The following is a 26,342-nucleotide window of genomic DNA, read 5'->3' as shown; positions in this document are numbered from 1 at the left end:
CATAAAATAATATTATTTACTGTCCCATTGTTCTAATCCATGAGACAGTCTACTTTTGTTATCTTTACTCAAGCGATTTCAACATCACTCTGTAATTGGCAGCTACAAGCTAAAACATAACCCGCATCTATTTCATCTTGAGTTAATGTCATTGTACTCGTTGTCGTATAATTACCCGATAACACTTTTGTTTTACAACTACCACAAACACCGGCACGACATGCAGCAATGACAGGCTGTTTATTTTGTTCTAATGCACTTAGCAATGATGTACCAACGGGCACTTTAAAATCGATTAATCGGTGGCGAATTTTAAGCGTTAATACATCTTCGTTATTCACTGCTTCTGGTTCAGTTGAGAAGCGTTCCATAAAAAAATGCTCCGCAGGTACACTCAGATTTTCTGCAAGTTTCTGCGCATTTTTCATATAAGGAACTGGGCCACAGGTCATCACAACCCTTGAAGCAATATCAGGTACTAATACTTTTAGTTTTTCTTCATTCAAACGACCTTCAGCAATACCCCCGTTATCTGGATTCTCTGCCATAATACAAAGTTGCAGTCTATCTGGATAAATATTTGTTAGCTGTTGCCACTCTTCGGCAAAAATGACTTGTTGAGCATCACGGACATTGAATAAAACTTTAACATTTGTTTCAGGGCGATTGGCCATTAACCAACGGGTCATCGACATAATCGGTGTCACGCCACAACCGGCGGCTAGCATCAAATACTGATGACTGTTGACATTCGCACAAGTAAACTCCCCTTGCGCTTCAGAAAGCCAAAGATAATCCCCAGGTTTTACCGCACGAGTTAACCAATTTGAACCAACACCATCGTCTAATCGTCTTACAGTAATAGAGATAAAGCGGCTTTTTCCCGGCGATGAAGAAAGGGTGTAGGCACGCATGACATCCTCACTATTTTTTATACTAACCAATGCATATTGCCCTGGTGAATAAGTATAAAAATCATGATTAATTAAATTAATTGTCCAAACATCCGATGTTTCTTTAATTATAGAATGAATTTGCATTCTATTCGGACATAAATTACTTGGCATTGTCATCCCTTTACTCCTTTAAAGGGGAGAAAACTCCCCTTTTCTCATAACGATATATTAGTTAATAACAACATATAAATAACTATGCAGGTAAAATCTCAGCAAGATCTTGTTCAACTGTCGTAATACTACGCATGCCAAACTTTTCATTTAACACATTTAATAAGTTTTCGGTTAAAAATCCTGGCGCAGTAGGGCCGGTATAAATGTTTTTAACGCCAAGCGCTAATAGTGTTAATAAAATAACAATCGCTTTTTGTTCGAACCAAGATAATATCAAGCTCAGGGGTAAATCATTAATTCCACAACCCAATTTTTCAGATAAATTTACAGCTAACATAATGGCAGAATATGCATCATTACATTGCCCAACATCAAGCAAACGCGGCAAACCTTCTAAAGTACCGAAATCTAATTTATTAAAACGATATTTACCACATGCCAAAGTAAGAATTAAACAATCTTGTGGAACACTACGAGCAAAGTCAGTGTAATAACTTCTTTCACCACGGCTACCATCGCAACCGCCAACTAAAAATACATGGCGTAATTTTTTCTGTGAAACTAAATCAATCACAGTATCAGCCGCACCTAACAAAGTTTGACGACCAAATCCAACGGTGATTTTATGTTCTATTTCTGTGTATGGAAAGCCCGACATACCCAATGCTTGCTCAATCATTGGTGTGAAATCATCACCTACTAAGTGTTTCGCTCCTGGCCAACCAACAATGCTACGAGTCCAAATTCTATCTTTATATTGTCCAACATCTGGGTCAATAATGCAGTTTGAAGTCATTAATACTGAGCCTGGGAATTTAGCAAATTCCACTTGTTGATTTTGCCAACCACTTCCGTAGTTACCCACCAAATGTGAATATTTTTTAAGTTCAGGATAACCATGTGCAGGTAACATTTCACCGTGGGTATAAATGTTAATACCTTTGCCTTCGGTTTGCTCTAATAGCATTTTCAGATCTTTTAAATCATGACCTGAAATTAAAATACATTTGCCCGCAACAGGACGAACATTAACTTCCGTCGGTGCTGGATGACCAAACTCTCCGGTTTCCCCTGCATCTAATATTTCCATGATTTTAAAGTTCATCAAACCAATCGCCATGGAATTATCGAGTAACTCATTCATATCAGCAGGTAATGTGCCTAGCCAGGCCATAATCTCATGATATTGAGCATATATATCATTATCATATTGACCTAATACATGGGCATGTTCCATATAGGCTGCTGCACCTTTTAGGCCATATAGACATAGCATCCGCAAACCATGAATATCTTCACCAATTTGCGCTTTATCAATATCCAGTGAAAATTGTGCTGCTTGTTTTTGTAGTGTTGGGATATCGGTGCCATCTAATTGGAGATTTATCAATGGATGATTAAATACAATCGCACTATTTACGGACTGACATTGTTTGATTAATTTATCGCGAAAATAAATAGCTTCACGCGCATAACCAATAATACGTTCTGAATCGAAATTTACGTTAGTGAGTGTTGAGAAAAATGCGAGTGGTGCAAAGCTATCGACATCATGATCAATAATACCAAGTTCACGTGCAGTCACTGCGCTTGCTGATAAGCTCTGTAATACAGCAACTAATAAGTCTTGTAGATCAGATGTTTCTGCTGTTTTACCGCACATACCCTGCGCGTATGCACAGCCATTACCCACTGGGGTTTTCATTGTTTGTTCACATTGCACACAGTACATGTTATTCGCCTTTTAAAGTTGCATTTTATATACAACATTAAGGTTACCTCTTTCCTAGGAATAAAAAAGTAGATTTGAAGGCTATTTGACAGTTTATTGATCTAAGCTAATGTTTTATATTAATGAGAACTATTATCAATACAAGAAGTATGATATTGCCCAATACTCTTTCTATTTATAGAATTTATTATCACTTATTAATAAAATATAATGTCTATTCATTAGAGTATAATTTCCCTATGATGGGATTTATCATTCCTCTTGCTATACTGTAATCATAAGCTATTGTTATTTAATCGTAAAAAGAGAGTCAATTAAAGATGAAACAGGACAATTCGATAAGCAAATCCACGATAAAAATCCGTTTCGGAATACTTAAACGATTAAAAGAATCTGATAAAACCCCCATTAAAATCCTTATCTTAGCTGCTGTTATTGGTGCTACGGTTGGGCTTATCGGCTCCTTATTTATGTTAGGGACAACATGGATTAGCCATTATCGTATTCATTCAGTCGGCGAATTTGTTACCCATAAATGGTTAATAGTACCAACGATGTTTGTCGTCTCTGCTGTGCTTGCCATGATAGGTTATTATTTAGTGAGACGTTTCTCACCGGAATCCGGAGGCTCAGGTATTCCTGAAATTGAAGGGGCATTACAAGATCTTCGCCCTGTTCGATGGTGGCGAGTGATCCCCGTTAAATTTATCGGTGGTTTAGGCACGCTAGGCTCAGGTATGGTGCTTGGACGTGAAGGACCTACAGTGCAACTTGGTGCCAATATTAGCCAGATGTTTTATGATATTTTTCGTCTTAAAGATAATGAATCACGTCACACATTATTAGCCTCTGGGGCTGCCGCTGGCCTTGCAACTGCATTTAACGCTCCTCTTGCTGGGATCTTATTTATCATCGAAGAAATGCGCCCACAATTTAAATACAGCTTAATCTCCATCAAAGCAGTATTTATTGGCGCAGTCACAGCGACTATCGTATTTAGGATGATTAATGGGGATGCAGCACTATTAAATATTGGGCAATTTTCATCTGCACCACTAAATACCTTATGGCTATATTTAATTTTAGGTATGTTATTTGGTGTTGTCGGTATTTGCTTCAATCGCTTTTTATTATTCCTACAGACGAAATTCCTCGCCTTTTATCAAAATAAAATCTCGCGCTTTGTTTTAATGGGTGGATTGATTGGTGGAGCCTGTGGTGCGATTGGCGTCTATACCCCTGAGATTGTTGGTGGTGGTTATTCTGTCATCTATCAAATGGTCGCTAACAGTTTTACGGTCACCATTTTGTTAGTATTTTTTGCGCTTCGTTTTCTCACGTCAACAATCAGCTTCAGCTCTGGGGCACCAGGCGGAATTTTCTCGCCATTACTTGCTTTAGGGACTTTATTTGGTGGAATTTATGGCTATACCGTTTTGACGCTCTTTCCACAATACCCTATTGAAGTCGGCACTTTTGCTATTGCAGGTATGGGGGCTCTATTTGCGGCGACGGTACGAGCACCTCTCACCGGAATTGTTTTAGTTCTTGAAATGACCAGTAATTACCAACTCATTTTACCCATGATTATTACCTGTATCGGCGCAACAATAGTCGCTCAATTCTTAGGGGGAAGACCGCTTTACTCCGTCTTACTCGAAAGAACACTTCAGCGTAGCGCTCAACAAAAGCCAACTGCAACAAGTTCTTCGACAACAAACTAGCTGAATACGGAACAGTATTATTTTATTGAAAGCAATGTTTAAATAGATAACGGGTTGCCAATAGCAACCCGTTATTATATGAAAATAAAACTATTTCTTTTTAGCGATCAAGGTAGCAAAATTAAGTTTGATTCGATTACCTTGTGCATCTGTTTTATGTAAATGCCCCGGATTTTCATTATATTTTAAAATTTCCCAATCCTTGTAGCATTCTTGCAATTCACCCGGCTTTAAAAAACATTTAAAAGGCACCAAGTCTAGTGGTGCATCGGGAGTTTCAACAGGACAAACAATCACATTGATACCGCCAGCCAAAGTATGATCTTGCATATCAGCAATCACATTGGCAATTTTATCTCTTTGCAAAAACATCAAGACAACTGTCGATATAATTAAATCATAATCACCCTGTATTTGATGGCGATTAATGTCATAGACTGCGGTATTAATATTATCAACACCTGACTGCTTTTTCACAAACTCAATTGCTTGGATATGCTGTTCATTAATATCCACCGCGGTCACATCATAACCTTGCAAGGCAAGATAGAAACTATTACGGCCTCGACCTGAACCCAAATCCAACGTTTTACATGGTGTAGATAATTTCTGTTCACACAAATAACGTACTTCAGAATGCGGTGTCGTTAATCCATACTCTTTAAAAAATTTAAGTTCTGGCTGACATAAGAATGAAAGCTGACATTGCATATCATCACTACAAGCAGAAATTCGATGCCAAACTTGAGGTTCAATAATCGGAGGTTGGTTATTTACATCAAAAGTAAAGTGCTGCTCACTGTCGTCTTCACCAAAAATAATAAAATCTAGTGAACCTTGTAAGATTTCAAGTTGCGCATAAGAATCTTCTTTGGTGTTATGGCGCTCTTGAAACATTAAAGGAAGAGACGTTTTATTCCAAACAGGCATGGTTTTATAGCTAACTAACTCATTCATATCATCACCAATAAGTTGCATTTTAAATACATCTTATACCGTTCATTTTTTATCTGCAAAGCTTTCATTGATAAATAAACAATGATTTGACTAAAATCAACCTCCTGAAACAACAGGAGGTATCATCAAGATTAGCTTAATAGCCCAATTGCTTAGCACTCAGACCTAAAAATTCAAATGGTATCGTATCTACATAACTATTGGTCGCATCACCTGAATAAATATGGCTCTGCTCTTCACCTAAATCTAATTTTTTAACTTTACCTGTTTCTTTGGAAAAATCGATTTTAGCTAAATCAGTCCAAAAAATATTGGGCGTTAATGCAGATTCAAAAAAGTAAAGTTGGCGTTTATGGTCAACTAAAGTTCTCCAACGTGTTGAAGATATTTCAGGGGAGGTTTCTGACGTTAATCCATAAGGTACTGACACATTACGAATAACACCAAAAACACTCGCAACAGCTTTATTCGCGGTAGTTTCTTGTGGAATAGCATTTACATAAAATTGTGCACGCGCAAATCTATCGGCTGAGCGATTTGTCCCTGGTAACATTACAGTACCACCAATACCTTGCCAATATTCCTGCATCGCTAACTGTTTTTCATAAGCGGGCGAATTCGTCATCACCTGATATTTTCGACTATGATGAATAACTTGCTTTCCATTAATATATTCGACAATTGCACTGTCGCCACTTGCGTCAGATAGTGATAAATGCAACGTTGCTAAACGTGCTTGTCCCGGTACATTATCCGTAGCAACCAATAATGGTATTTTTTCTAATGCAGTCACCGCTTCTTCAACGGTCGCATAATTATCTAACATGTATTGCGCCCATAACGAAATTGACAGCGCAGGTTGTTTGCTATTTAGTTGCGGATATTCTGATTCAGCTAGCCATAATAAATTAGCGACTAATCCTTTCTCATTAACACCATCTGTAGTCGAAATATCATAACCTGAGGCAATAACGCTACCATATTTTGATGTCCACTTGAGAGAGTTAGGACCCGCGATACCGTTTCTATCCATACCTCGAGGAAATACCCATAAATTAGTGCCGATATCATATTTCCAGTCCATTGTTCGTCCGGTCATTATTTGCTCATTATCCCCAAGATAAACAACTCGGGTACAAGCTTGACTGACCATGGCAGGAATAGAGATAGCCGCAACGGTTAATAATGTCACGATGCTTTTTTTGACTAATTGCATGGTTTCTCCAAGATAGTGAAAAATTAATTTATTACTAAGGTAAATATACTACACCATGAAAACGTGTTTGAGTTTATTTAAATATTTTCTATAGCGCCAATTTACGAGAGGATAGCATACTGCTATTTATAATTTAAAGGCTCTATCACTAAGTAAATTAATGATAGTTCATCTTTTTATGAGAGTTTTGAAAAAATTATATTGATAGCAATAAAAATTGGAAGCTTCACTGTTTAGCAAAGCTTCCTCATTATTTTTAATAATTTTCAGTGAACAATTAGTTATTCACTGAGGAAAATAATGTTCTCAGTAGTGAGGCTTTCTTATCATTATCTGGCATTGCTAAAATTTCATCATAGAAACTGATTGTGATATTACAAGCCATATCAGGTGATTTTTGTCCTGCCTTTAAATTACCTAATATCGATACTTTATTACCATATTTTTCAGTTAGTCCGGTCCTTAATGTCGCTAATGTATTGCTGTATTCAGCTTTAGGCATTAATATTTGTTTTACGCCGGCCTCACTTGAAATTAATAACTCGTTTGTAGCTTGTATTTGTTTTAATAAAACCGCTTGGCTTTTTTGTGGTGGAATAATTTCAGCGGTTTCTCTCATGTGAGGAAATAAAGAATAAAAGCAGGTTTTACCTGATGGATCTTCTTCTAATAACACTTTTAAATAGTCATTTACTTTAGATGTAAAATTAATAACCGATTCATCAGACGCATATGGCATGCGCTCTAAAACAAGTTTCATCACACTTCCGACAACTTGATCAAATAATTGCCGACGCAAGTCTTCATTATCCGGATCATACTGAGTAATCAAATGCTCGAAACCTTGATAAGTTTCGGGGCTTATTTTTTTAACTGTCGCAATAATAGGCAACTCTTTTTCCACTTGAACAAGAGCTTTTGAGTGAATAGCAATATTATTTTCGGTTGAAAGTACATTGTTATCTTTGCTTATCCAGTAAAAACCGAATGCAAATGCAATGAAAATGATGATGACAATCAATGCCGTTTTACGTGAACTATTTATATTCAAGATTGCGCTGCCTTTTATTAATAAAACAAATAACGAACACTATTTCCAAGTCATTAATGATATAACCTGAAATAAAAATTATAGGCGCTATTCTATCCTGCAATTGTGTTAGTGAGCTATAGGAATAAGAGTAATTGGTATCCGAAAAAGCAAAAAGCCTTCGATGTTAACACCGAAGGCTTTTTACATATAAATCATTGTATTACTTCGCTTGAACACCTTCTACTGAAATTAGAAGTTCAGCTTCTTGTGATTTAGGTCCAAGGTCAGACTTTATATTAAAGTCTTTTAACTTGATGTTACCTTGCGCTTCAAAACCTGCACGATAACCACCCCAAGGATCTTTACCTTCACCCATTAATTTCGCATCTAATGTAATTGGTTTAGTCACACCATTTAAAGTGAAATTACCGGTAATTTTATACGTTTCACCCTCTTTTTTCACTTGAGTTGAAACAAATTTAGCTTCTGGGAATTTGGCCGCATTTAAGAAGTCACCACTACGCAAGTGCTTATCGCGCTCAGCGTGGTTTGTATCGATACTTCCGGTTTTAATCGTGACTTCAACGTTATCTTTTGATGGATCTTTTTCATCATAAGTAAATTGACCATCAAAATCTTTAAAGCTACCGTAAACCCAGCTATAACCTAAATGCTGAATACGAAACTCAATAAAAGCGTGTTGACCTTGTTTATCAAACTGATAAGTTGCTGCAAATGCTGAACCTGCTGTTAATAATAAAGCGCCAGATGCCAGACCAAGAACCGTTTTCTTCAACATAACTTTCTCCACGTTACTTATCGGGATTAAAACCCAATATTCTTTTTAAAGTAATATCACCATCAAAAATGTGATGTTTAAAAGCTGCAAATGCATGTAAAACTGATAACAAAACAACTGCCCAGGCTAAATATAAATGTATTTCACCTGCTGTATCCGCTTGTGTCGCTGCTCCAGTAAATAAAGCAGGTACTTCAAACCAACCAAATACACTAATTGGTTGCCCATCAGCGGTTGAAATTAAATAACCACTAATTAAAATACTGAACAAAATAATGTAAATCAGAATTTGAACAATAATAGAGCTCACTTTAGTTAATTTACTATAGCTTGCTAATGGCTTTGGTGGAGGTGAAATAAATCGCCATACCACACGAAATGCCATAATAATAAAGAGTAACATTCCTATACTCTTGTGTATCTCAGGTGCTTGATGATACCAACTGTCATAATATCCCAGAGAGACCATCCATAAACCTAAGGCAAACATTCCATATACGACGATTGCGACCAACCAATGTACGAGCAAAGAGATATGCCCATAACGGGTGGTATTATTTTTCCATTGCATAATTAAAACCATATAGATTTAAGGGTAATTATTTAATTAACAAAACCGTAACCATGATAAGGTTAATTTCCTGATATTCCTATCCCAAAGTTAAACAAATATTTTGTTGAAGATATTCAAATAGTATCAACATAATAAACAAATAGATTAAAATAGAAATTTGTCTAGCTAAAACACTAAAAGTTTAATAAAGATTCATCCATTTTTGTAAATAACAGTTACAAACCTAATATTACAATCAGTTGATTAATTCAATTTGAATATAACTTATAATTTTAAAATATATCACTTTATGATTTAATTTTTAAAATCATTTGTAGATACACAGATTACACTTTAGATTAGCTTATTGTATGCTAATTTTCCTATCACACTATAGGCTGATCTTATGTATAAACTTTGGATAGCAAATAAAAACTACTCTTCATGGTCCTTACGCCCTTGGGTATTACTAAAAACATTACAAATTCCATTTGAAGAAAATCTCTGTTTCTTCGAAAACGGTAAGAGCAGCCATGAAAAATTCAGCCGTTTTTCACCCACAGGATTAGTGCCTTGTTTAGTCGATGGTCAACAAACCGTCTGGGATTCCTTAGCTATTTGTGAATATGTGGCTGAAGAATTCCCTCAAGTTTGGCCTACAGATAAAATAGCAAGAGCATGGGCTCGAAGTGCCAGTGCAGAAATGCATTCCGGTTTTACCGCTTTACGCCAGCAATGCGCGATGAATGTGACTATGCAATCGCCTATAGAGACCATTTCACGCGAATTACAAGCAGATCTCAATCGAATACAGCAATTGTGGCAAGATGGACTTGATGCCTTTGGCGGGCCATGGTTAGCCGGCAGTAAATTTACCGCTGTCGATGCCTTTTTTGCTCCTGTTGCATTTCGAATTCGTAGCTATCAGCTACCTGTTAATGATACCGCCAATCTTTGGGTTCAGCGTGTTATCTCTCTTCCTGCTATGCAGGAATGGTATCAAGCCAGTTTACAAGAACCACCTATTACTCATTAACGCACTGATGAACAGCTAAAAAATAGCCGCGTTGTCAACAACAACACGGCTATTTAACTCTATTTCCAACTAGTTTTCATTGATGAATAAAAAATCATCTGTACGAACATCAAAATTACTATTTAATCAATAAGTTCATCTTTCAATCAGACATTGATTATGCTTTACCCACATCGCATTTTATAGGCTTTCATCCCAAGGATCAGTGGTCATAACATTGCCTGTTGGAGTATGCAAAGTCACTTGATCATTTTTAAACCATTGGGCTAAAGAAAAACCACCCTTTGGCGTTTCAACATAAATATCAATTGGACAATAAGGGGTATTTGCCTTAATTGCAAAATCAGCAAAATCTTCTTTTTGATGACGTGTTGGGCATTTAATGACGACATCAAGGTCGCCATCTGAAAGCATACTTTGAATATCTGTCGCCAACGTATATGCACAACTTCCCGTAACACCCCATTTCCATGGCCAATTATGCTGAGAAATCAGTAATAGAACTTGTACTGGCGGCAAAGCGATAAACATCGAACGTTGTAATTCAATAGAATTAGACACTAAAGATTCGATATTCATAATATGCGTGATTGCAGATTTATCGATTTGTGTTGTCACTCGTTGTGAAGGTCGTATCCCTCGAATTGAAACAGTTAATTTCCCATCGTCAGCTTTTTCCCTAAACACAATAAGAGGAAGTCGGCTGTTCCACTGAGATTTAACCCATTCAGGAAGTGATTCAATAGGGACGTCGCTATTGCTACCGACCCAAACAAAATCATGAGGGTTTATAATTTGCATTTATTCTTCCTTTATTATCATGACAACTTGCTCTATCACTATTATGCATTTTTTAGAAAAAAAAACACAACGACCTGAATAACAATATTTTATTGTTTACTACAAGTGCCTATTTTACTGACAATAAATTGAATAACATATTATCCTTTCATAATATGTTATTATTTAATTCTCTTAATAATTAATGAGTTAATCAACAAATTATGAACATCTTATTGTGAGCATCTTATTATGAGAACATTACCTGCCATCCATGATGGGATCATTTTCAGTTGCTGTATGTTACTAAGTGCAGGAGCAGCTTTTGCAATTTTAGATGTGCAAGCCGCCATGTGGGCAGCATTTTCTACTTTATACTCTTTCAATCTGTTTAATGCCGCCAAAGAGTATAAAAATTATGCTTATACCGCTTTTTGGTTAGCCATGATTTTAGTCGCCATTTTAATTGGTGATACACTACGTTTAGGTATAGGCTTTTATATCTATTTAGCTGTTTTTTCTTTTATTTATTACCAACTATACGGTACAGATCCTGCGATGGACTTGACGATGAAATTTATGATTATCATGTCAACCATCGGCACCATATTACCCGATATATCAAAAAGTCTAGCACTTGGTTTTGTCATTGGTAGTGGCATTACTTTAGTGACCAACTATATATTGAGTCATAAAGTTTATCGCCATTCAGTTATTAGCAGTAGCTTAGTCGAACAAAACTTATTTACCCTGCGCAAAAATATTATTCCCCGAGCCATGACTTATACTCTCGGATTATTACTAACATTAGCCATTCCAAGAATGTTCGATCTTGGACATTTTTATTGGACATTACTGACCTTCGTTTTTGTGTTACACCCTAAATCACAAAGTATTATTCACATCACCTTACAAAGAGTTGCCGGAAGTTTAATTTCCGTTGTACTGCTTTATTTCCTGTTTAATACTCCGCTCATGCCTTATATTGGTTTGAGCGCTATTGTGATTTTTGCGTTTCTCATGCCAATGAGTTTTCATCATGGCTATACATTTATGACATTTGTGGTAACTAGCCTAATACTGTCTATTCTTGAACAAGTTATTTATTGGCGTCATCCCGCCTATGTTCTACTGTTTGATAGAGTATTAGAAACAGCCCTTGGTGGCGCGATTGCTATTGTTACCAGTATTATTTTAAAACTATTTAGAGAAGCAAAATAGCCCTAATAATAGGGCTATTAGAATAATTACCAAGGTAAAGGCGCTTTCTCTTCATTTGCATGCTCACCATAATACAGTGAAGGTAAAAAACGCGACAAATACGTAAATTCATTGTAACAATGGCGCATAAGTTCTAATCCGATTTCATCAGGTAACTCATGTTCTGGTGAAGATAACGATGCCCCTAATAAAAAACGACTTCGTAGCACACAACCAAACTCAGTATCACGCGTTAAATGCATCATTTTACCATCAAGTGGATAGCCATTCTTATCCATTAGCACATTGTCACCAAATCCAATTGATGCACAAACAGCACCCGAAATTGATTTGTTTTCAATTGCTTCATGTAATTTTTGCTCATCAAAAAAATCTTTTGCTTCTCTAAATTTAAGTTTTGCCGCAACAGGTGGAATATTGCCTAAAGACTCCACAGCATGAATTGATGCGCCAATAAAGCTTTGCCCTTTCTGCCATTTTTCATCCCAGCCTCTGTGCTCTACATGATCATGGGGATGCCACCAGCGAATATGTTGCGTTGTTTCAAAAAAAGTAAACCACCATTCAAGCATTCGACCTTTACAACCATGTAAGTCTGTACGTACCGCAATAGTTAACAAGCCCTCACTGTCACGCTCAATACCCATTTCAAGACGTAATGGCTTCGATAATAATAATTCATTGATGTTATCTACTGCCCATGTTTTATTCGTTGTCATCACTCACCTCATTTAGGAAACTAAATTTGTTTCTTAATTATAATTGATGTAAAATAAAACAAAGTCAAGAAAAAAATTTAAGGATATCCCTTTATGTCAACACCTGAATTACCTAAGCAAACCCGAGGTAGACCTAGCGTTCCAGAGAGTGAATTGAAAGAAAAAATTATTCAAGCAACGGCCGAATCTCTGATTGAAAATGGATACCAATTCACTACTATCGATAATATTGCAAAACGTGCAGGTGTCGCTAAAAAAACAATTTATCGTTTCGTAGATAATCGTGAAGCACTGATAGAGCTAGTTATTTTGAGTTGGACTGATAGTTTCGTCCCTCTGTTTGAACGTGAAGCAAGTTCCATTGATGAATTCTTTGATTTGTTAGCCTGTAATCTAAATGCAATCGCCCAAAAAGTGTTATCTCCCAGCGCCGTGGGTCTATATCGATTACTGCAAACAGATTTTAATCAAAAAAATATTCTGCTCGATAAGTACCAAAGAAGCGGTATAGAACGTAGTCGATATTTACTCAAACAATGGCTTGCTATTCATGCCGATAAGCAACTCATTAATAACCATGACTTTACGGTTATGAGTGATTTGATTTTATCCATGGCAATTGCGGAACCTTTGAGACAAATATCGCTAGGGATCATTCCCCCTGGTATGACACCTGAATTAGAACAACGAATCCAACACATCATCTGTTTATGCAGATTTGCGTTGCAGATAGCATAAAATACGCAAAGTTTTTTAATTGATTGAGAGTCAGGACATAACGCTAACGGCAACCGTGCTCTATACTTTAAAAATGAATCTAAAGTATCGATATCATGAGAGGCAAAAAATGAAAATATCCATCATTGGCGCAACAGGGTTTGTGGGTAAAGCATTAGTTAATGAAGCCTTACTACGTCATCATCAGGTGACTGCCATCTCTCGCCATAGCAATCAACTACCACAACATGCAAGGCTCATCACCGCAACAGGTGACATCACGGATGTTTCTTGGCTCACGGCAAGATTGAAAGGACAAGATGTTGTCATTAGTGCCTTCAATGGCGGCTGGCAAAATCCAAATTTATATCAAGATACGGTGGCCGGTAATCAAGCAATTTTACAAGCCGTAAAAAACTCACTCGTTAAACGCTTTATTGTGGTTGGTGGCGCTGGCAGTCTTGAAATCGCGCCCGGTGTCGATTTAATTGATTCACCTAATTTTCCTGCGGAAATAAAACCAGGTGCAGAAGCAGTCAGGGAATTAAAAAAACAATTACAAACTATCGACGATATTGATTGGACCTTTGTTTCACCTGCCGCAGTACTTGAACCGGGAGAACGAACCGAAACATTCCGTCTTGGTGGCAATCAATTACTGATGAATGGCAATGTACCCGCTAAAATCTCAGTCGAAGATCTTGCAGTTGCAATACTGGATGAAGCCGAAAATGCACAGTTTATTCGCCAGCAATTTACCGCAGCTTACTAGCTTTTGAATCATTTAAGCAAAAAAATGCCGGTAATTATTACCGGCAAAGAATAAATAACAGATTTGGTTTCAACTTAACGACATATTCTATAACTTATTTTTCACGATGCTTGGCTGCATATACTTCACTATTGACCCAATTGTGATCTTTTTCCCACGTAAATAACCATTTACGTGTTGGACCTGCCATCACATTCAAATAATAGTTATCATAACCCGCAACGGTTGCCATTGGGTGATATCCCTTTGGCACCATGACCACATCTTTATTATACACCGCCATACACTCATCTAATTCACGATCCTCTGTGTATACCCGTTGCATACAAAACCCTTGTGACGGATTCAAACGATGGTAATAAGTTTCTTCTAAATAAGTTTCATTTGGTTCGTTATCCACATCATGTTTATGACTTGGATAAGAACTTGTGCAACCTTCATCAGTGAAAACTTCAACAACTAATAAGCTATCCGCCGCCTTATCATCAGGTAAAATGTTATGAACATAGCGTTTATTAAAACCATGGCCGCGTTGTTCTGCATTAATATCTTTAGGCTCAATTAAACGCGTTGGGTAAGTTCCTTTTCCTTTAGCACGACAAACTGCAAGCTCAAGTGCCGTTTCTGCTTTAACTTCAGCAAACTCATTAGCTGTCACATATACCGCATAAGGTTTCTTACGCTCAAATGGGTCCATGCGATCGCCGATATTTTCAAATGTTTGTGCAGGTGTTTTCACCGAAGCTTTACCAGCAACTAATACCAAACACATTTCATTATCCGATGCCGGTAAGGAAATTGACTCACCCTGCTTTAATTCATAAACATCAAAATGTACGTATCCCCAATGTGCGGACTCAGGCGTAATATGCTGAGTACGCTTATCTGTATCCGGAGCATGGTACTTTGATAATAATTTAGACATATCGCTTACCTCTTTATACCCGTCGAGCACTTAGACTTAAATCAGACCTGCATCTTTAGCAAATTTATGTAGGTTATTGTACCCTAAAGTCGCATAAGTCAATGGATGCGCAATAGAAGGGTCTTGTTCTGCTTCAACCACTAACCAACCATTCTCATACTGACTGTTTTTCAATACCTTAAAGACTTCCGGATAATTAACACAACCGTCACCCGGTACGGTGAAAACACCCGCTAATACTGCATTCAGAAAACTGGTTTTCCGATTTTTGACATCTTTTAATACGTCTGGGCGTACATCTTTGCAATGCACGTGATTAATTCGTTTCGCCCAACGTTTTGCCACTTCCACCGGATCGGCACCTGCAAAGGTTAAATGCCCTGTATCTAACAATAAACCGACTTCATCACCGGTATATTTCATCAAGTTATCAACATCTTCCGCAGACTCAATTACCGTCCCCATGTGATGGTGATAAGCAATTTGTACACCTTGAGATAATGTATATTTCGCAAACTCAGTCAATTTTTTACCGTATTCTTCCCACTGATCTGCTGGGAATAATGGGCGCATATGAACAGGTTTATCTTGGTCACCGTGAATACAATGAGTAACCTCAGCAAAAACCATTACTTTAGCGCCAAGATCACGCAGTAATGCAAGATGGTCTTGCGCCGCTGCAATTTCTTCTTCCACGCTGCGAGTCAGTAATTCACCTGAATACCAGCCTGAAACCAATTTTAAATCGTGCTGCTCTAAAATAGGACCCAAAATTTCAGCTTTACGCGGAAATTTGTTACCCAATTCAAAACCAGCAAATCCTGCCTGACGGCCTTCTGTTAGACAAGTTTCCAGAGTCGTTTCCGCCCCTAGTGTTGGTAAATCATCATTGGTCCACGTCAAAGGGTTAATACCAAGTTGGATTGCCATGATGAAGCTCCTGTGTAGGTAAAAGTAATATTATTTACGCTGACGCCATAAGGCTATCAGGTTGAGGTAATTAGTTTTAATCATCTGTACCAGCTCGTCATCGTTGATTTCCCCTTTCATCCACTCTAAAGAAGGTTTACCAAACAATGTCCGTCCGACAGCAAATCCTTTTACAATAGATTTACCCGCTGCCGCATTGAAACCTGCCTGAAGCTCAGCTTGTGGCGCATCAAGGCCCAAAAGAACCACACCACGACAATAAGGGTCACGCTCTTGAATTAAACTATCAACTGCGTCCCAATTTTCGGCTTGTAAAGGCGGTAATTTCCACCAGTCCGGTTTAATGCCTAAATTATAAAAACGTTTTATTGCCCGTAGATAGAGCTCATCATTACGCTCCATATCAGCAGGTAGAATAATCTCTAGCAATAATTCATGCCCTGATTGGCAACAGGCGCTATACACTTCTTGAACCGTTTTTTCTTGTTCAAGACGCAGAGGATGATTATCTTCTGGATGGAAAAATACTAAACATTTTACAATGTGTTCTTTCGGCCAGCTAACCAGTTGAGAGCCAATATTTCCATGCTCTAAACAAAGTGGTCTTGAAGCAGGCAACTCAATTGGACGCCCTATCCACCAGCCTTGTCCGGTCGCATCATTTAAAACATCTTGTCCAAAAGTACTGTCACAAAGTAATCCCGCTTTCCCTTTCAGGTTAGCTTCTTGAGCCACTTCACGGCTGGCTCGGAAAATGAGTTTTTTCAGATAGGGAATACAGTCAATGTCAACACCAGCAGTACGCGCCATATCGACAAATTGAATACGATGATCAAATGCCATGACACAAAGTTCTTCCCACTGTGTCCCCCGCGTAGTCACGCGATGCAAATGATTCAAGATAGGATCTAAATCAGGACGAGGCACTGATGCCGCACGTTCAAGGTAATTATCTAACTCAATTTTAGATGGCATTGCAGGGGCGCAGCCATGACGAGAAACCACCAAAGCGCCACAAGCATTAGCATAAGCGCAAGCTTTCTCCCAACTTTCACCATTCAAATAGCCACGTAGTAAGCCAGACATAAAAGCATCACCTGCGCCTAACACGTTTAGAACATCAACTCGAACGCCATGAACAGTAATACCTTCGTCTAAAGTTTCAGGAATTGCACCACTATATACTGAGCAGCCTAGTGAACCTCGTTTACAAACTAATTCAGCATGACTGATTTTACGAATATTTTTCAATGCTTGAATAGTGTCCGTTGTACCACCTGCAATGTGGAACTCTTCTTCCGTTCCCACAATCAAATCAAACATTGACAATACTTCTTGCAGTTCTTCAGTCACTTTATCTGATGCAATAAACCGTGTTTCGCCATCCCCCAGAGAAGTGAGTCCCCACAAGACAGGGCGATAATCGATATCAATAGCCGTCTTAACATTATTACGTTTGGCATATTCCAGTGCTTTTAACACCGCGGCACGCGTTTTAGGGTTTGATAAGTGAGTGCCTGTAATCGCTAAGCAACGAGCTGATGCAATGTACTCTTCAGTAAAGTCATCAGGTGTGATAGCCATATCAGCACAATTTTCACGATAAAAAATCAACGGAAAAGTATCTTGATCTTTGATGCCCAAAACAACCAGTGCAGTTAAGCGATCTTTATCGGTAATCAGATTACTGGTATCACAGCCAACACGTTGCAATTCTTCACGTAAAAAACGACCCATATGTTCATCACCAACACGAGCAAGCATTGATGATTTTAAGCCTTGTATTGCAGTACCAAATGCAACGTTTCCAGAAGAACCGCCTAAATACTTAGCAAAACTACTCATATCTTCTAATCGAGAACCTATCTGTTGTCCGTAAAGGTCAACGGCAATACGGCCCATACAGATAACATCTAACTTCTTCTGCTTATCCATTAATCACCCCTTAACTACAACAGAATCAATTGATTTCATTAACTTTAACCCATCGCTGCTCATCATAAGAAAGAGCGATAGCATCTAAAATACGCGACACCTTCCAGCCTTCTTCAAAGTCAGGCCACATTTTTTTATTCGTCGCAACGCCATCAATTAAATCGCGAACCTCAACGGTCTTTTGATCGTTAAATCCAATACCATGACCCGCGCCATTACAAAAAGGAGCGTAATCAGGATGCTCTGGGCCAACTAAAATTGTTTTAAATCCTTGGCGATTTGAAGGCTCATCATGGCGATACAATTTCAGCTCAGCCATTCTTTCTTGTGTAAAGGATAATGTTCCTTTCGTGCCCGTCACCACATAAGTCAGTCCCATTTTACGACCCGATGCAATACGAGACGTTTCAATAACCCCCATTGCCCCACCCGCAAAACGTACCATTGCGTGAGCTTGGTCTTCATTTTCAACTGTTACCATGACTGAGGAGCCCATTTTTTCCGGACGCTGTTTAATCACAATTTCCATATCGCCACAGACAGTTTCAATATCGCCGACCAAAAATTGTGCCATATTGATAATATGTGCAGATAAATCACCTAATGCACCCAAACCCGCTTTTTCTTTAAAACAGTGCCAATGGATAGGCGCTTTAGGGTCAGCCATATAGTCTTCATTATGAGTACCATAAAAATGGATAACGTCACCAATTTCACCATTAGCAATAATCTGTTTCGCTAATTGTGCCGTTGGGTTTTTCATATAATTGAAGCCTACTAAGGTTTTGACGCCTGCTTTTTCAGCCGCTTCAACCATTTCTTTAGCATCTTGTGAATTCAACGCTAATGGCTTTTCACAATAAACATGTTTGCCATGTTTAATCGCTTCCATTGCCATTTCTTTATGTAAAAAATTTGGTGAACAAATATCAACCACATCTATATTTGGGTCAGCAACCAGCTTGCGCCAATCATCTGTTGAACGATTAAAGCCCATTTCTTTTGCACGTTCTTGCGCCAATTCAGGTGTAATTTCAGCAATCATTTCACGAACGAGCTTTCCTTGCAGAGGAAAAACCGTTGGCGCCTGAGCATAAGCAATTGCGTGAGCACGCCCTATGTAACCGGTACCTATCATGCCAATACGAATTTCTTTCATTTTGAACACTCCCTCTATCGCTCATCATCTGCGGTGCGTTTATCAACCCGATGTCTGTGCTTGATATTTTTAATTTGATACTAATGTTATACGGAATATTCATTTCACTTTCAATAAAATAAGGAATATTAGTTTCGTTTTGTGATCTGGCGTTAATTTTTTGTTTAATTGATTAATATATAAGGAAATTAATTATTGGAGTTGTAGCAATGAAATACAGAATGAAATGAAAAATGGAATAAAACCGATATAAATGAAATGAATTAAGCTAGAAATGGAATGTTCGCGTCAACAAATATCACACATGAATATTAAACAAGGGTACTAGCACGTTAATTATCAATATTTACATAATTTTTAATAGTATTTATCTAAAACAAACACTATTAACTTAAACATTAATTCAACCTATAAGTTAATTAAACTCTTGAATGTTACTATGCTTTACTCTATTGTGACTTATTCGGAGGGATGCTGATGTTTGAGATTGAAATTCACAAGGATGCATTACAAGAGTTAAAAGAATTACCTAAAATATTACAAGCTAAAATGACTAGGCAAATTGATAAACTCGCTATATATGCGATATCACTTCGAGAGCCAGATACAAAACCAATTAAAGACGGATTTTTTGAATTAAGAGCAAAAGCTGGGGATATAGGGCGTGCTATTTATGTTTATCGAAAAGGTAAGCGAATTTTCATCCTAAAAATCTTCGCAAAAAGTACCGTAAAGTTGCCTTCATCAATGTTATCTGATGCAGCTAAACGACTAGAGGAGATGCTACACGATGAGTAAAAAATCAGTTTCATGGGAAAGTGCACGTGAAGAAATTTTATCTGATCCTGATATTAATGCTCTTTATGAAAAACAATTAAGATCAGAACGTGTTCGTGAACAATTAGTAGCATGGCGCTGTTCTGCAGGTCTAAGCAGCTCTCAAGTTGCGGCACGTCTCGGAATATCACCCGCAGCAATATCTCGAACTGAACGTAATGCTGAAAAAGCAACAATAGAAACATTAGCTCGCTATGCTGCTGCTTGTGGTGTTAAAAACCCTAAGATTATCCTATGAACTCATATGAAAAAACCATGAGCACCCCACATCGGTGCTCATGGTCATAACCTATCTAGCGATGTAAAATACTGAGGAACTCTTTCTCACTTGAAGTGATAGATAGCGCATTAGCAATAAACTCATCACTAAAAATCAACGCTATTTCTCTAAGAACATCAATATGTTCTCTTGATTTTGCAATCACACCGATAGCAATAAACATCACATTCGTTCTATCCCAAATAACGCCATCGGGAAATTGAAAGATCTCAATGCCTGTTTTAAGAATAATATCATTCGCAGACTTCGGTAGATGAGGCAGCGTAATGCCATTGCCTAAAAACGTCGATATTTGCAACTCTCTTTCATTGAGAAAATGAACGCAATCTTGATCCACATAACCTTTATTCTTAAACTCATGGCCGACCATTTTCAATACTTCGGCTTTGTTTTTGGCTTGGCAACCCAAATGTAAGTTACTTGCCGTTAGTTGTTCTATCATATACAACCCTCTTTATAGATAATTAGGTGTATTCATATCGCAAATGCAATTGCCCTATATTACCTTTATGACAATGCTACATTGATGATAATTCTTTTTCTAACTGTTCTAGTGACTTGTTTGAGGTCTCAGGCAGCAACTTCACAACAAATATTATCGCTAAATAGTTTATTATTGCGAAAATTAAAAAGACAGGGCCTAAGCCAAGCTCTGCTTGCATCACCGGGAATAAATAGCTCACGATAGCATTCATTATCCACATGAAGAATACTGATATCCCCATGGATAACCCTCGAATTTTCAGCGGGAACAGTTCAGCTAAGACAACCCAAGTTAAGAAGCCCATAGTACCTTGCATTACACCTACAAAGACGGCTCCCAATAGCCAAATCAACGTTGCTTTTACATCACCTGTTAAGAAATAGTCGGTGGCGGCAATTAATAAATGCAGTGATGCCATTAAAGCAAAACCGCCTACAATTAATGTTTTACGTTTAAAACGATCAACTAAGAAAAGTACGCCAATCACCATACCACCAACTGAGAACACCCCGTTCAATACGTTAAAAATCAACGAAGTTTGTTCAGAAAAACCCGCTGTTTTTAGGATTTCAGTTCCGTAATACATGATGACGTTAACGCCCGTGGTTTGCTGTAATGCCGCCCACACAATACCAATTAAGACGAGCTTTAAGATCCACGGCGTATTAAAAATAAGTGCTAAATTTTTCTTATGGGCATGGGGATTTCGTTTCAACTCTGCCGCTTCAACATCTAGCAACGTAACAATATCTTGATACTCTTGAATCGCTCTTTTTTCAGGGCGTATTTGTTTCAGAATTTTTAATGCTTCTTCACGACGGTTTTTGCTCATTAACCAACGTGGACTTTCTGGTGCTCGCCACATACCAAATAGTAAACACAGCGCAGGGATCGCTTGAACCAATAACATATAGCGCCAAACTTCAGGTAAATGCCCCCAAATCAAGCCAATAACAGCATTAATAGCGAAAGCGGCAAGCTGACCAATAACAATGGCAACTTCATTTAATCCCGTTAATTTTCCCCGCATCTCGGTTGGAGCAACTTCTGAAATAAATGTAGGTGCGGTCACCGAAGCGCCACCTACGGCAAAACCGAGTAAAAATCGAGCAATTAATAATACTTCAATATTAGGCGCGGCAGCAGATAAAAACGCACCAACTAAAAATAGAAAAGAGAGATACAATAGATAGGTTCGGCGTCCAACAAAGTCAGCAATACGCCCACCACAAACACTACCCAAGGCTGCGCCAACGAGCAGAACACTCATGACTAAGCCTTCTGTCGTCGGCGTTAGCCCCATGTTTTCTTTCAATGAAGAAAATGCACCATTGATAACACCGGTATCATAACCAAAAAGTAATCCACCAAAAGTTGCAACCAATGTTATTTGATGCAATCTTTTTCTTTGTTGCTCATTGAGATTCATTATTAATGACATATTATTATTACCTTATTATCTGAATCACTATGTCTGCCAAAAAAAATCTTTCTCAGTATTTAAAATTTAATTGAACGTATTTAATATTAAATAATGAAAAGTTTTTGGCACTTTAATTGAATTATTATCAAGATAATTGCAAGCCTGATATAAAGAATAATTAAAATATGGCGCACTCACTCATTCTTTATAAAAACAAATACATACACTTAAATAAGGTAAATTGAAATAAAATAAATAATATAAAACCTAGACTTATAGCAAGGTATAAATCATTTATATCATTTTAGATTAAGTGTAAGGTCTGCATTGCCTCTGTTGATTTTATTCCTTAAAATTACAGAGTTAATATATTCAGGCTTGTGTTATGAACGAGAGAATATCCCTCGTTCATAACATGACTCTAATTAGATTAAAAAGTCTAATCCAATTAAAAATATAAACTATAATTTGACTTCTTTACCTGTCTTTAATGACTCAAGAGCTTTATCTGCAAGATATAAAGCAAGTTCACCATCTGTACCGGTTGTTTCAGATTCAGCACGTCCAGCTAAAATATCAACAAAGTGATTCCACTCTGCTTTGTAAGCTTCGTTATAACGCTGTAAGAAAAAGAATTCAGGCTTTGCAGATAAACAGCCAACTTCGCTAAGTAATTCCACACTATTTTCTTTGATATTTCCCGCCGTTAATAATCCTTTTTCACCATGTAACTCAACACGTTGATCATAGCCATAACCTGAGCGACGACTATTCGAAATCGTTGCCATAGCACCGGATGGGAATTTCAAAATTATAAATGCGGTATCAATATCTCCAGCTTGACCAATTGCAGGATCAACGACATTACTACCTTGTGCAAAGACAGAACATGGCTCTTCACCAATCATAAAGCGCGCCATATCAAAATCATGGATGGTCATATCTCTAAACATACCCCCTGAAACTTTCACATATTCAGCGGGTGGTGGTGATGGGTCACGTGAAGTGATAATTAAAGATTCAGCTTTACCAATTGCGCCTTGTTCGAATAAATTTTTAAGGTGATGGAATTGAGGGTCGTAGCGGCGATTAAAACCAATAAAGAGAGGAACATTGTGTTCCTTAACGCTTTTTAAACACTGCTTAACACGTTCAAGATCTAAGTGGACAGGCTTCTCACAAAAAATAACTTTTTTATGTTTTGCTGCCAATTCAATTAAATTCGCATGAGTGTCTGTCGCAGATGCAATCAAAACACCGTGTACATTCGGGTCTTGCATTGCTTCTTCTACTGATTGAATTTTTGCCTGATACTTTTCAGCTAGCGCATCTGCATTTGGTTGGTATGGATCAATAACAGAATAAAGTGTGGTTTCTTTATGGCCGGCAATATTAACAGCATGCACCTGTCCAATACGTCCTGCGCCAAATAGTGCTATGTTGAACATTTAAATGCTCCTTGATACTTTAAATCCACTATTAGGATAGTATGGAATATACCAAATAAAACATTCATTTCAATTTATAATTATTTGAAAATTATATTTTTGAGCGCTAGGTAACAAATGTTATCTAAAAGTGGATTTTTAGTGTTATTAAGATCACAAAACAATAATGTAAACTCAATCAATTAGACGTATAAAAGCGCAATGGCTCCTTTTTCTATCGAAAAACAAACGATTTCAATCACAAACGAAACAAATTGAAATGAACGTTTCAATTTATCCTTCGATTTTAATCAACTATTGCATAGCTTTAAGACTGTTTTAGATAAAAAGAAAAATAAAAAAGTTCGAAACAGTTTACATTTACCCAGTTGATTTACAATAAATTAGTCATTGAAATGCAATAATGTAAGAAAAAAATCTCACATTAACGGCTAATCAAATCATTAAGCACAAAAAAGCTCAGCAAAAGCTGAGCAATAAAAATAAAACAACGGCATTAATTAACCCAATTAAAATTAAATAATATCCGAAAGCAATCCATGCAAATAATCCGACATTACCCTACCTCACGACCTTTAGGATAAGGGAATATACTCAAAGGCAAATTGCCTTCGAGTTCCCCTTAAAACTCATTTTCTAAAATAACGTGTACTAATACAGGCGAACGTTATTATCCACCATGTGCTTAATTTTATCCGCAGCTGCGACTATTTCAGGTTTATTAGCAACCTGAGCTGTACCCGTTCGCCACCATGCCTCATAGCCATTTGTCATGGTTTTAGGTAAGACTTTAATATCAATTAACACACAGCCTAATTGCAGCTTTGCATCTTCAATAGCAGAGATTAATTGAGTTTCATCATGCACGCGATAGCTCTTACATCCATAACTTTCTGCATTCTTAGCAAAGTCCACTTTAACTAATGGACCATCCATTAAACCCGTTTGTGGGTTACGATGACGATTTTCGGTACCAAAACTCCCCATACCTTGGCTCATTTGCAGGTTATTAATACAACCAAACCCTGCATTATCAAATAATAAGATAGTGATCTTAAGGTTTTCTTGGATAGCAGTTTGTAACTCGCTGTGTAGCATCAGATATGAACCATCGCCGACCATTGCATAAACAGGTTGTGTTGGCGCTGCAATTTTAGCACCCACTGCGGCCGCAATTTCATAACCCATACAAGAGTAGCCGTACTCAAGATGATAAGTATCACGATGTTTCGGTAACCAAATACGCTGAAGATCGCCCGGTAGCGAACCCGCAGCACCCACAATAATGGCATTATCTTCCATATTTTGCTGAATAAGCCCTAAAACGCGAGTTTGTGTAAGCTCAGTGCCTAACACATTCTTGTATTCTTCCAACTTGTCATCAAGATGTCCGGCAACTTCAGGTACAAAATCCAATGGTTTATATTGAATTGAAAATAAACGTGTTAATTCTGTTTGCCACTGCTGTTTTGCTTTAGAAATAGCTTCGCCCCACTGTGCTTGATAGCCACTTCCTTGCATTAGCTTATCGATAGCCGAAAGTGCCTCTTTAGCATCAGCGATAACTTTTAATCCATCAAGTTTGCCTGCATCGAACTCTGCTACGTTAATATTCAAAAACTTGACATTGGGATGACTAAATAATGATTTAGACGCCGTCGTAAAGTCAGTAAAACGAGTCCCTACGCCAATCACCAGATCGGCATCTTTAGCTAATAAGTTTGCCGCGAGTCCTCCGGTAGTCCCAATCCCCCCAACGTTCAGAGGATGACTTGCCACAATCGCACTTTTACCCGCTTGGGTTTCCCCAAAAGGTATCGAATAACGCTGAGCAAAATCTAGAAAAACATCATGTGCTTCTGAATAACGAACACCGCCACCACAAACTAATAGTGGTCTTTTGTGACTTTGAATAAGACTAACAGCTTCATTCAGGCTGATCGTGGTAGCAGGACGTCGCTCAATACGATGAACTCGCTTTTCAAAAAAATAATCTGGGTAATCCCACGCCTCACCTTGAACATCTTGGGGTAGACAAATTGTCACCGCGCCCGTATCCGCAGGATCAGTCAGTACTCTCATAGCATTAATCATTGCTGCCATAAGCTGTTCAGGTCGAGAGACTCTATCCCAATAACGAGAGATAGGCCTAAAGCAATCATTAGTACTAATAGTCCCATCACCATATTGCTCGACCTGCTGCAAAACAGGATCAGGTTGGCGGGTGGCAAATGTGTCGCCCGGTAATAGCAATAATGGAATACGATTAGCTGTTGCTGTCGCCGCAGCCGTTATCATATTTGCTGCGCCAGGTCCCACCGAAGAGGTCACAGCAAAAATCTGTTTACGTTTTTTTTGCTTCGCAAAACCGGTAGCAATATGAGCCATACCTTGCTCATTGCATCCTTGATAAACACGTAAATGACCCGGCGCTTCTTCAAGCGCCTGCCCTAACCCAACAACGTTACCATGACCAAAAATGGTAAATACCCCCTGAATAAACGGATACTGTTCACCATCGACTTCAACATACTGCTGATTAAGAAATTTAACCAACGCTTGAGCTGTGGTCATTTTCTGCTTATTCATAAG

Annotated in this window: 23 protein-coding genes and 1 pseudogene; 7 read left to right on the top strand and 17 right to left on the bottom strand. The window is 37.9% G+C overall.

Going from position 1 to position 26,342, the window contains the following annotated elements:
• Positions 1 to 68: 68 nt before the first annotated feature.
• Positions 69 to 1,073: an NADH oxidoreductase gene (gene hcr / locus DD649_RS02270; RefSeq protein ID WP_336428878.1), complete on the bottom strand. Its 1,005-nt coding sequence runs from the start codon at positions 1,071 to 1,073 to the stop codon at positions 69 to 71.
• 76 nt (positions 1,074 to 1,149) lie between these two features.
• Positions 1,150 to 2,802: a hydroxylamine reductase gene (hcp, locus tag DD649_RS02265; protein WP_294103174.1), complete on the bottom strand. Its 1,653-nt coding sequence runs from the start codon at positions 2,800 to 2,802 to the stop codon at positions 1,150 to 1,152.
• 320 nt (positions 2,803 to 3,122) lie between these two features.
• On the opposite strand from hcp, the gene clcA reads away from it, so the two are divergent.
• Positions 3,123 to 4,526 (top strand): H(+)/Cl(-) exchange transporter ClcA, encoded by a 1,404-nt coding sequence (gene clcA / locus DD649_RS02260; RefSeq protein WP_294103169.1) that lies wholly within the window; start codon positions 3,123 to 3,125, stop codon positions 4,524 to 4,526.
• 90 nt (positions 4,527 to 4,616) lie between these two features.
• On the opposite strand, the gene tehB is transcribed toward clcA, so the two are convergent.
• The 5 genes from tehB to DD649_RS02235 all read right to left on the bottom strand — a co-directional run bounded on the left by tehB (position 4,617) and on the right by DD649_RS02235 (position 9,102).
• Positions 4,617 to 5,504, bottom strand: a complete 888-nt coding sequence (tehB, locus tag DD649_RS02255; protein ID WP_294103166.1) for an SAM-dependent methyltransferase TehB — start codon at positions 5,502 to 5,504, stop codon at positions 4,617 to 4,619.
• A 115-nt stretch (positions 5,505 to 5,619) separates the two neighbouring features.
• A complete protein-coding gene (locus DD649_RS02250) occupies positions 5,620 to 6,699 on the bottom strand; it encodes a linear amide C-N hydrolase (protein WP_294103162.1) in 1,080 nt (359 codons plus the stop codon).
• A gap of 277 nt (positions 6,700 to 6,976) precedes the next feature.
• Positions 6,977 to 7,750 (bottom strand): topoisomerase IV, encoded by a 774-nt coding sequence (locus DD649_RS02245; RefSeq protein WP_294103159.1) that lies wholly within the window; start codon positions 7,748 to 7,750, stop codon positions 6,977 to 6,979.
• A 202-nt stretch (positions 7,751 to 7,952) separates the two neighbouring features.
• The gene (locus DD649_RS02240; protein ID WP_294103156.1) at positions 7,953 to 8,531 is read right to left on the bottom strand and encodes a YceI family protein; all 579 of its coding nucleotides are present in this window, start codon (positions 8,529 to 8,531) and stop codon (positions 7,953 to 7,955) included.
• 13 nt (positions 8,532 to 8,544) lie between these two features.
• Positions 8,545 to 9,102, bottom strand: a complete 558-nt coding sequence (locus DD649_RS02235) for a cytochrome b (protein WP_294103154.1) — start codon at positions 9,100 to 9,102, stop codon at positions 8,545 to 8,547.
• A 388-nt stretch (positions 9,103 to 9,490) separates the two neighbouring features.
• Between DD649_RS02235 and DD649_RS02230 the strand changes: the two genes are divergently transcribed.
• Positions 9,491 to 10,120 (top strand): glutathione S-transferase family protein, encoded by a 630-nt coding sequence (locus DD649_RS02230; RefSeq protein WP_294103152.1) that lies wholly within the window; start codon positions 9,491 to 9,493, stop codon positions 10,118 to 10,120.
• A 180-nt stretch (positions 10,121 to 10,300) separates the two neighbouring features.
• Here the strand turns inward: DD649_RS02230 and DD649_RS02225 are convergent, their stop codons facing one another.
• Positions 10,301 to 10,921 carry a malonate decarboxylase holo-ACP synthase gene (locus tag DD649_RS02225; protein ID WP_294103150.1) on the bottom strand — a complete coding sequence of 207 codons (621 nt, stop codon included), beginning with the start codon at positions 10,919 to 10,921 and terminating at the stop codon, positions 10,301 to 10,303.
• A gap of 231 nt (positions 10,922 to 11,152) precedes the next feature.
• Here DD649_RS02225 and DD649_RS02220 point away from each other — a divergent pair, with 231 nt between their 5' ends.
• Positions 11,153 to 12,121 (top strand): FUSC family protein, encoded by a 969-nt coding sequence (locus DD649_RS02220; protein ID WP_294103148.1) that lies wholly within the window; start codon positions 11,153 to 11,155, stop codon positions 12,119 to 12,121.
• 26 nt (positions 12,122 to 12,147) lie between these two features.
• Here the strand turns inward: DD649_RS02220 and DD649_RS02215 are convergent, their stop codons facing one another.
• Positions 12,148 to 12,840 carry a hydrolase gene (locus DD649_RS02215; protein ID WP_294103146.1) on the bottom strand — a complete coding sequence of 231 codons (693 nt, stop codon included), beginning with the start codon at positions 12,838 to 12,840 and terminating at the stop codon, positions 12,148 to 12,150.
• Positions 12,841 to 12,933: 93 nt separating this feature from the next.
• On the opposite strand from DD649_RS02215, the gene DD649_RS02210 reads away from it, so the two are divergent.
• Entirely contained in the window at positions 12,934 to 13,578 is a 645-nt protein-coding gene (locus tag DD649_RS02210; RefSeq protein ID WP_294103143.1) for a TetR/AcrR family transcriptional regulator, read from the top strand.
• A 109-nt stretch (positions 13,579 to 13,687) separates the two neighbouring features.
• Positions 13,688 to 14,329, top strand: coding sequence for an NAD(P)-dependent oxidoreductase (locus DD649_RS02205; RefSeq protein ID WP_294103140.1), 642 nt, complete (start codon positions 13,688 to 13,690; stop codon positions 14,327 to 14,329).
• A gap of 94 nt (positions 14,330 to 14,423) precedes the next feature.
• On the opposite strand, the gene iolB is transcribed toward DD649_RS02205, so the two are convergent.
• From iolB to DD649_RS02185, 4 genes are read right to left on the bottom strand one after another with little or no spacing between them, the layout of a single operon-like run.
• On the bottom strand, positions 14,424 to 15,254 hold the full coding sequence (iolB, locus tag DD649_RS02200) for a 5-deoxy-glucuronate isomerase (RefSeq protein ID WP_294103135.1): 831 nt from the start codon (positions 15,252 to 15,254) through the stop codon (positions 14,424 to 14,426).
• A 36-nt stretch (positions 15,255 to 15,290) separates the two neighbouring features.
• Positions 15,291 to 16,184: a myo-inosose-2 dehydratase gene (gene iolE / locus DD649_RS02195; RefSeq protein WP_294103131.1), complete on the bottom strand. Its 894-nt coding sequence runs from the start codon at positions 16,182 to 16,184 to the stop codon at positions 15,291 to 15,293.
• Between the two features lie 30 nt (positions 16,185 to 16,214).
• Complete coding sequence (gene iolC / locus DD649_RS02190) at positions 16,215 to 18,119, bottom strand: 5-dehydro-2-deoxygluconokinase (RefSeq protein ID WP_294103129.1); 1,905 nt, start codon at positions 18,117 to 18,119, stop codon at positions 16,215 to 16,217.
• Between the two features lie 25 nt (positions 18,120 to 18,144).
• Entirely contained in the window at positions 18,145 to 19,278 is a 1,134-nt protein-coding gene (locus DD649_RS02185) for a Gfo/Idh/MocA family oxidoreductase (RefSeq protein WP_336428867.1), read from the bottom strand.
• Between the two features lie 477 nt (positions 19,279 to 19,755).
• Here DD649_RS02185 and DD649_RS02180 point away from each other — a divergent pair, with 477 nt between their 5' ends.
• Both DD649_RS02180 and DD649_RS02175 read left to right on the top strand, forming a co-directional pair.
• Complete coding sequence (locus DD649_RS02180) at positions 19,756 to 20,076, top strand: type II toxin-antitoxin system RelE/ParE family toxin (RefSeq protein ID WP_294103124.1); 321 nt, start codon at positions 19,756 to 19,758, stop codon at positions 20,074 to 20,076.
• Positions 20,069 to 20,353, top strand: a complete 285-nt coding sequence (locus DD649_RS02175) for a helix-turn-helix transcriptional regulator (RefSeq protein WP_336428864.1) — start codon at positions 20,069 to 20,071, stop codon at positions 20,351 to 20,353. The genes DD649_RS02180 and DD649_RS02175 overlap by 8 nt, the downstream gene beginning before the upstream one ends.
• Before the next feature lie 55 nt (positions 20,354 to 20,408).
• Here DD649_RS02175 and DD649_RS02170 read toward each other — a convergent pair whose 3' ends face one another.
• The 4 genes and pseudogenes from DD649_RS02170 to iolD all read right to left on the bottom strand — a co-directional run bounded on the left by DD649_RS02170 (position 20,409) and on the right by iolD (position 26,339).
• Positions 20,409 to 20,837, bottom strand: a complete 429-nt coding sequence (locus DD649_RS02170; protein ID WP_294103120.1) for a PTS sugar transporter subunit IIA — start codon at positions 20,835 to 20,837, stop codon at positions 20,409 to 20,411.
• A gap of 22 nt (positions 20,838 to 20,859) precedes the next feature.
• A pseudogene (locus DD649_RS02165) lies at positions 20,860 to 22,320 on the bottom strand (sugar porter family MFS transporter).
• A 443-nt stretch (positions 22,321 to 22,763) separates the two neighbouring features.
• Positions 22,764 to 23,750 carry an inositol 2-dehydrogenase gene (gene iolG / locus DD649_RS02160; protein ID WP_294103117.1) on the bottom strand — a complete coding sequence of 329 codons (987 nt, stop codon included), beginning with the start codon at positions 23,748 to 23,750 and terminating at the stop codon, positions 22,764 to 22,766.
• A 651-nt stretch (positions 23,751 to 24,401) separates the two neighbouring features.
• A complete protein-coding gene (gene iolD / locus DD649_RS02155) occupies positions 24,402 to 26,339 on the bottom strand; it encodes a 3D-(3,5/4)-trihydroxycyclohexane-1,2-dione acylhydrolase (decyclizing) (protein ID WP_294103114.1) in 1,938 nt (645 codons plus the stop codon).
• Positions 26,340 to 26,342: the final 3 nt, after the last annotated feature.

Source organism: Providencia sp., assembly GCF_003533305.1.
GTDB lineage: Bacteria > Pseudomonadota > Gammaproteobacteria > Enterobacterales > Enterobacteriaceae > Providencia.
Note: the sequence above shows the minus strand (reverse complement) of the source record. Positions and strands in the feature narration are given on the sequence as shown.

Excerpts from the sequence above, each read along its gene's own strand:
- clcA (WP_294103169.1), top strand. The coding sequence starts at position 3,123 with ATGAAACAGGACAATTCGATAAGCAAATCCACGATAAAAATCCGTTTC.
- DD649_RS02175 (WP_336428864.1), top strand. The coding sequence starts at position 20,069 with ATGAGTAAAAAATCAGTTTCATGGGAAAGTGCACGTGAAGAAATTTTA.
- DD649_RS02240 (WP_294103156.1), bottom strand. The coding sequence starts at position 8,531 with ATGTTGAAGAAAACGGTTCTTGGTCTGGCATCTGGCGCTTTATTATTA.
- DD649_RS02185 (WP_336428867.1), bottom strand. The coding sequence starts at position 19,278 with ATGAAAGAAATTCGTATTGGCATGATAGGTACCGGTTACATAGGGCGT.
- DD649_RS02170 (WP_294103120.1), bottom strand. The coding sequence starts at position 20,837 with ATGATAGAACAACTAACGGCAAGTAACTTACATTTGGGTTGCCAAGCC.
- DD649_RS02220 (WP_294103148.1), top strand. The coding sequence starts at position 11,153 with ATGAGAACATTACCTGCCATCCATGATGGGATCATTTTCAGTTGCTGT.
- hcr (WP_336428878.1), bottom strand. The coding sequence starts at position 1,073 with ATGACAATGCCAAGTAATTTATGTCCGAATAGAATGCAAATTCATTCT.
- DD649_RS02250 (WP_294103162.1), bottom strand. The coding sequence starts at position 6,699 with ATGCAATTAGTCAAAAAAAGCATCGTGACATTATTAACCGTTGCGGCT.
- iolD (WP_294103114.1), bottom strand. The coding sequence starts at position 26,339 with ATGAATAAGCAGAAAATGACCACAGCTCAAGCGTTGGTTAAATTTCTT.
- iolB (WP_294103135.1), bottom strand. The coding sequence starts at position 15,254 with ATGTCTAAATTATTATCAAAGTACCATGCTCCGGATACAGATAAGCGT.
- hcp (WP_294103174.1), bottom strand. The coding sequence starts at position 2,802 with ATGTACTGTGTGCAATGTGAACAAACAATGAAAACCCCAGTGGGTAAT.
- DD649_RS02230 (WP_294103152.1), top strand. The coding sequence starts at position 9,491 with ATGTATAAACTTTGGATAGCAAATAAAAACTACTCTTCATGGTCCTTA.
- DD649_RS02225 (WP_294103150.1), bottom strand. The coding sequence starts at position 10,921 with ATGCAAATTATAAACCCTCATGATTTTGTTTGGGTCGGTAGCAATAGC.
- DD649_RS02180 (WP_294103124.1), top strand. The coding sequence starts at position 19,756 with ATGTTTGAGATTGAAATTCACAAGGATGCATTACAAGAGTTAAAAGAA.
- DD649_RS02210 (WP_294103143.1), top strand. The coding sequence starts at position 12,934 with ATGTCAACACCTGAATTACCTAAGCAAACCCGAGGTAGACCTAGCGTT.
- DD649_RS02235 (WP_294103154.1), bottom strand. The coding sequence starts at position 9,102 with ATGCAATGGAAAAATAATACCACCCGTTATGGGCATATCTCTTTGCTC.
- DD649_RS02215 (WP_294103146.1), bottom strand. The coding sequence starts at position 12,840 with ATGACAACGAATAAAACATGGGCAGTAGATAACATCAATGAATTATTA.
- iolE (WP_294103131.1), bottom strand. The coding sequence starts at position 16,184 with ATGGCAATCCAACTTGGTATTAACCCTTTGACGTGGACCAATGATGAT.
- iolC (WP_294103129.1), bottom strand. The coding sequence starts at position 18,119 with ATGGATAAGCAGAAGAAGTTAGATGTTATCTGTATGGGCCGTATTGCC.
- tehB (WP_294103166.1), bottom strand. The coding sequence starts at position 5,504 with ATGCAACTTATTGGTGATGATATGAATGAGTTAGTTAGCTATAAAACC.
- iolG (WP_294103117.1), bottom strand. The coding sequence starts at position 23,750 with ATGTTCAACATAGCACTATTTGGCGCAGGACGTATTGGACAGGTGCAT.
- DD649_RS02205 (WP_294103140.1), top strand. The coding sequence starts at position 13,688 with ATGAAAATATCCATCATTGGCGCAACAGGGTTTGTGGGTAAAGCATTA.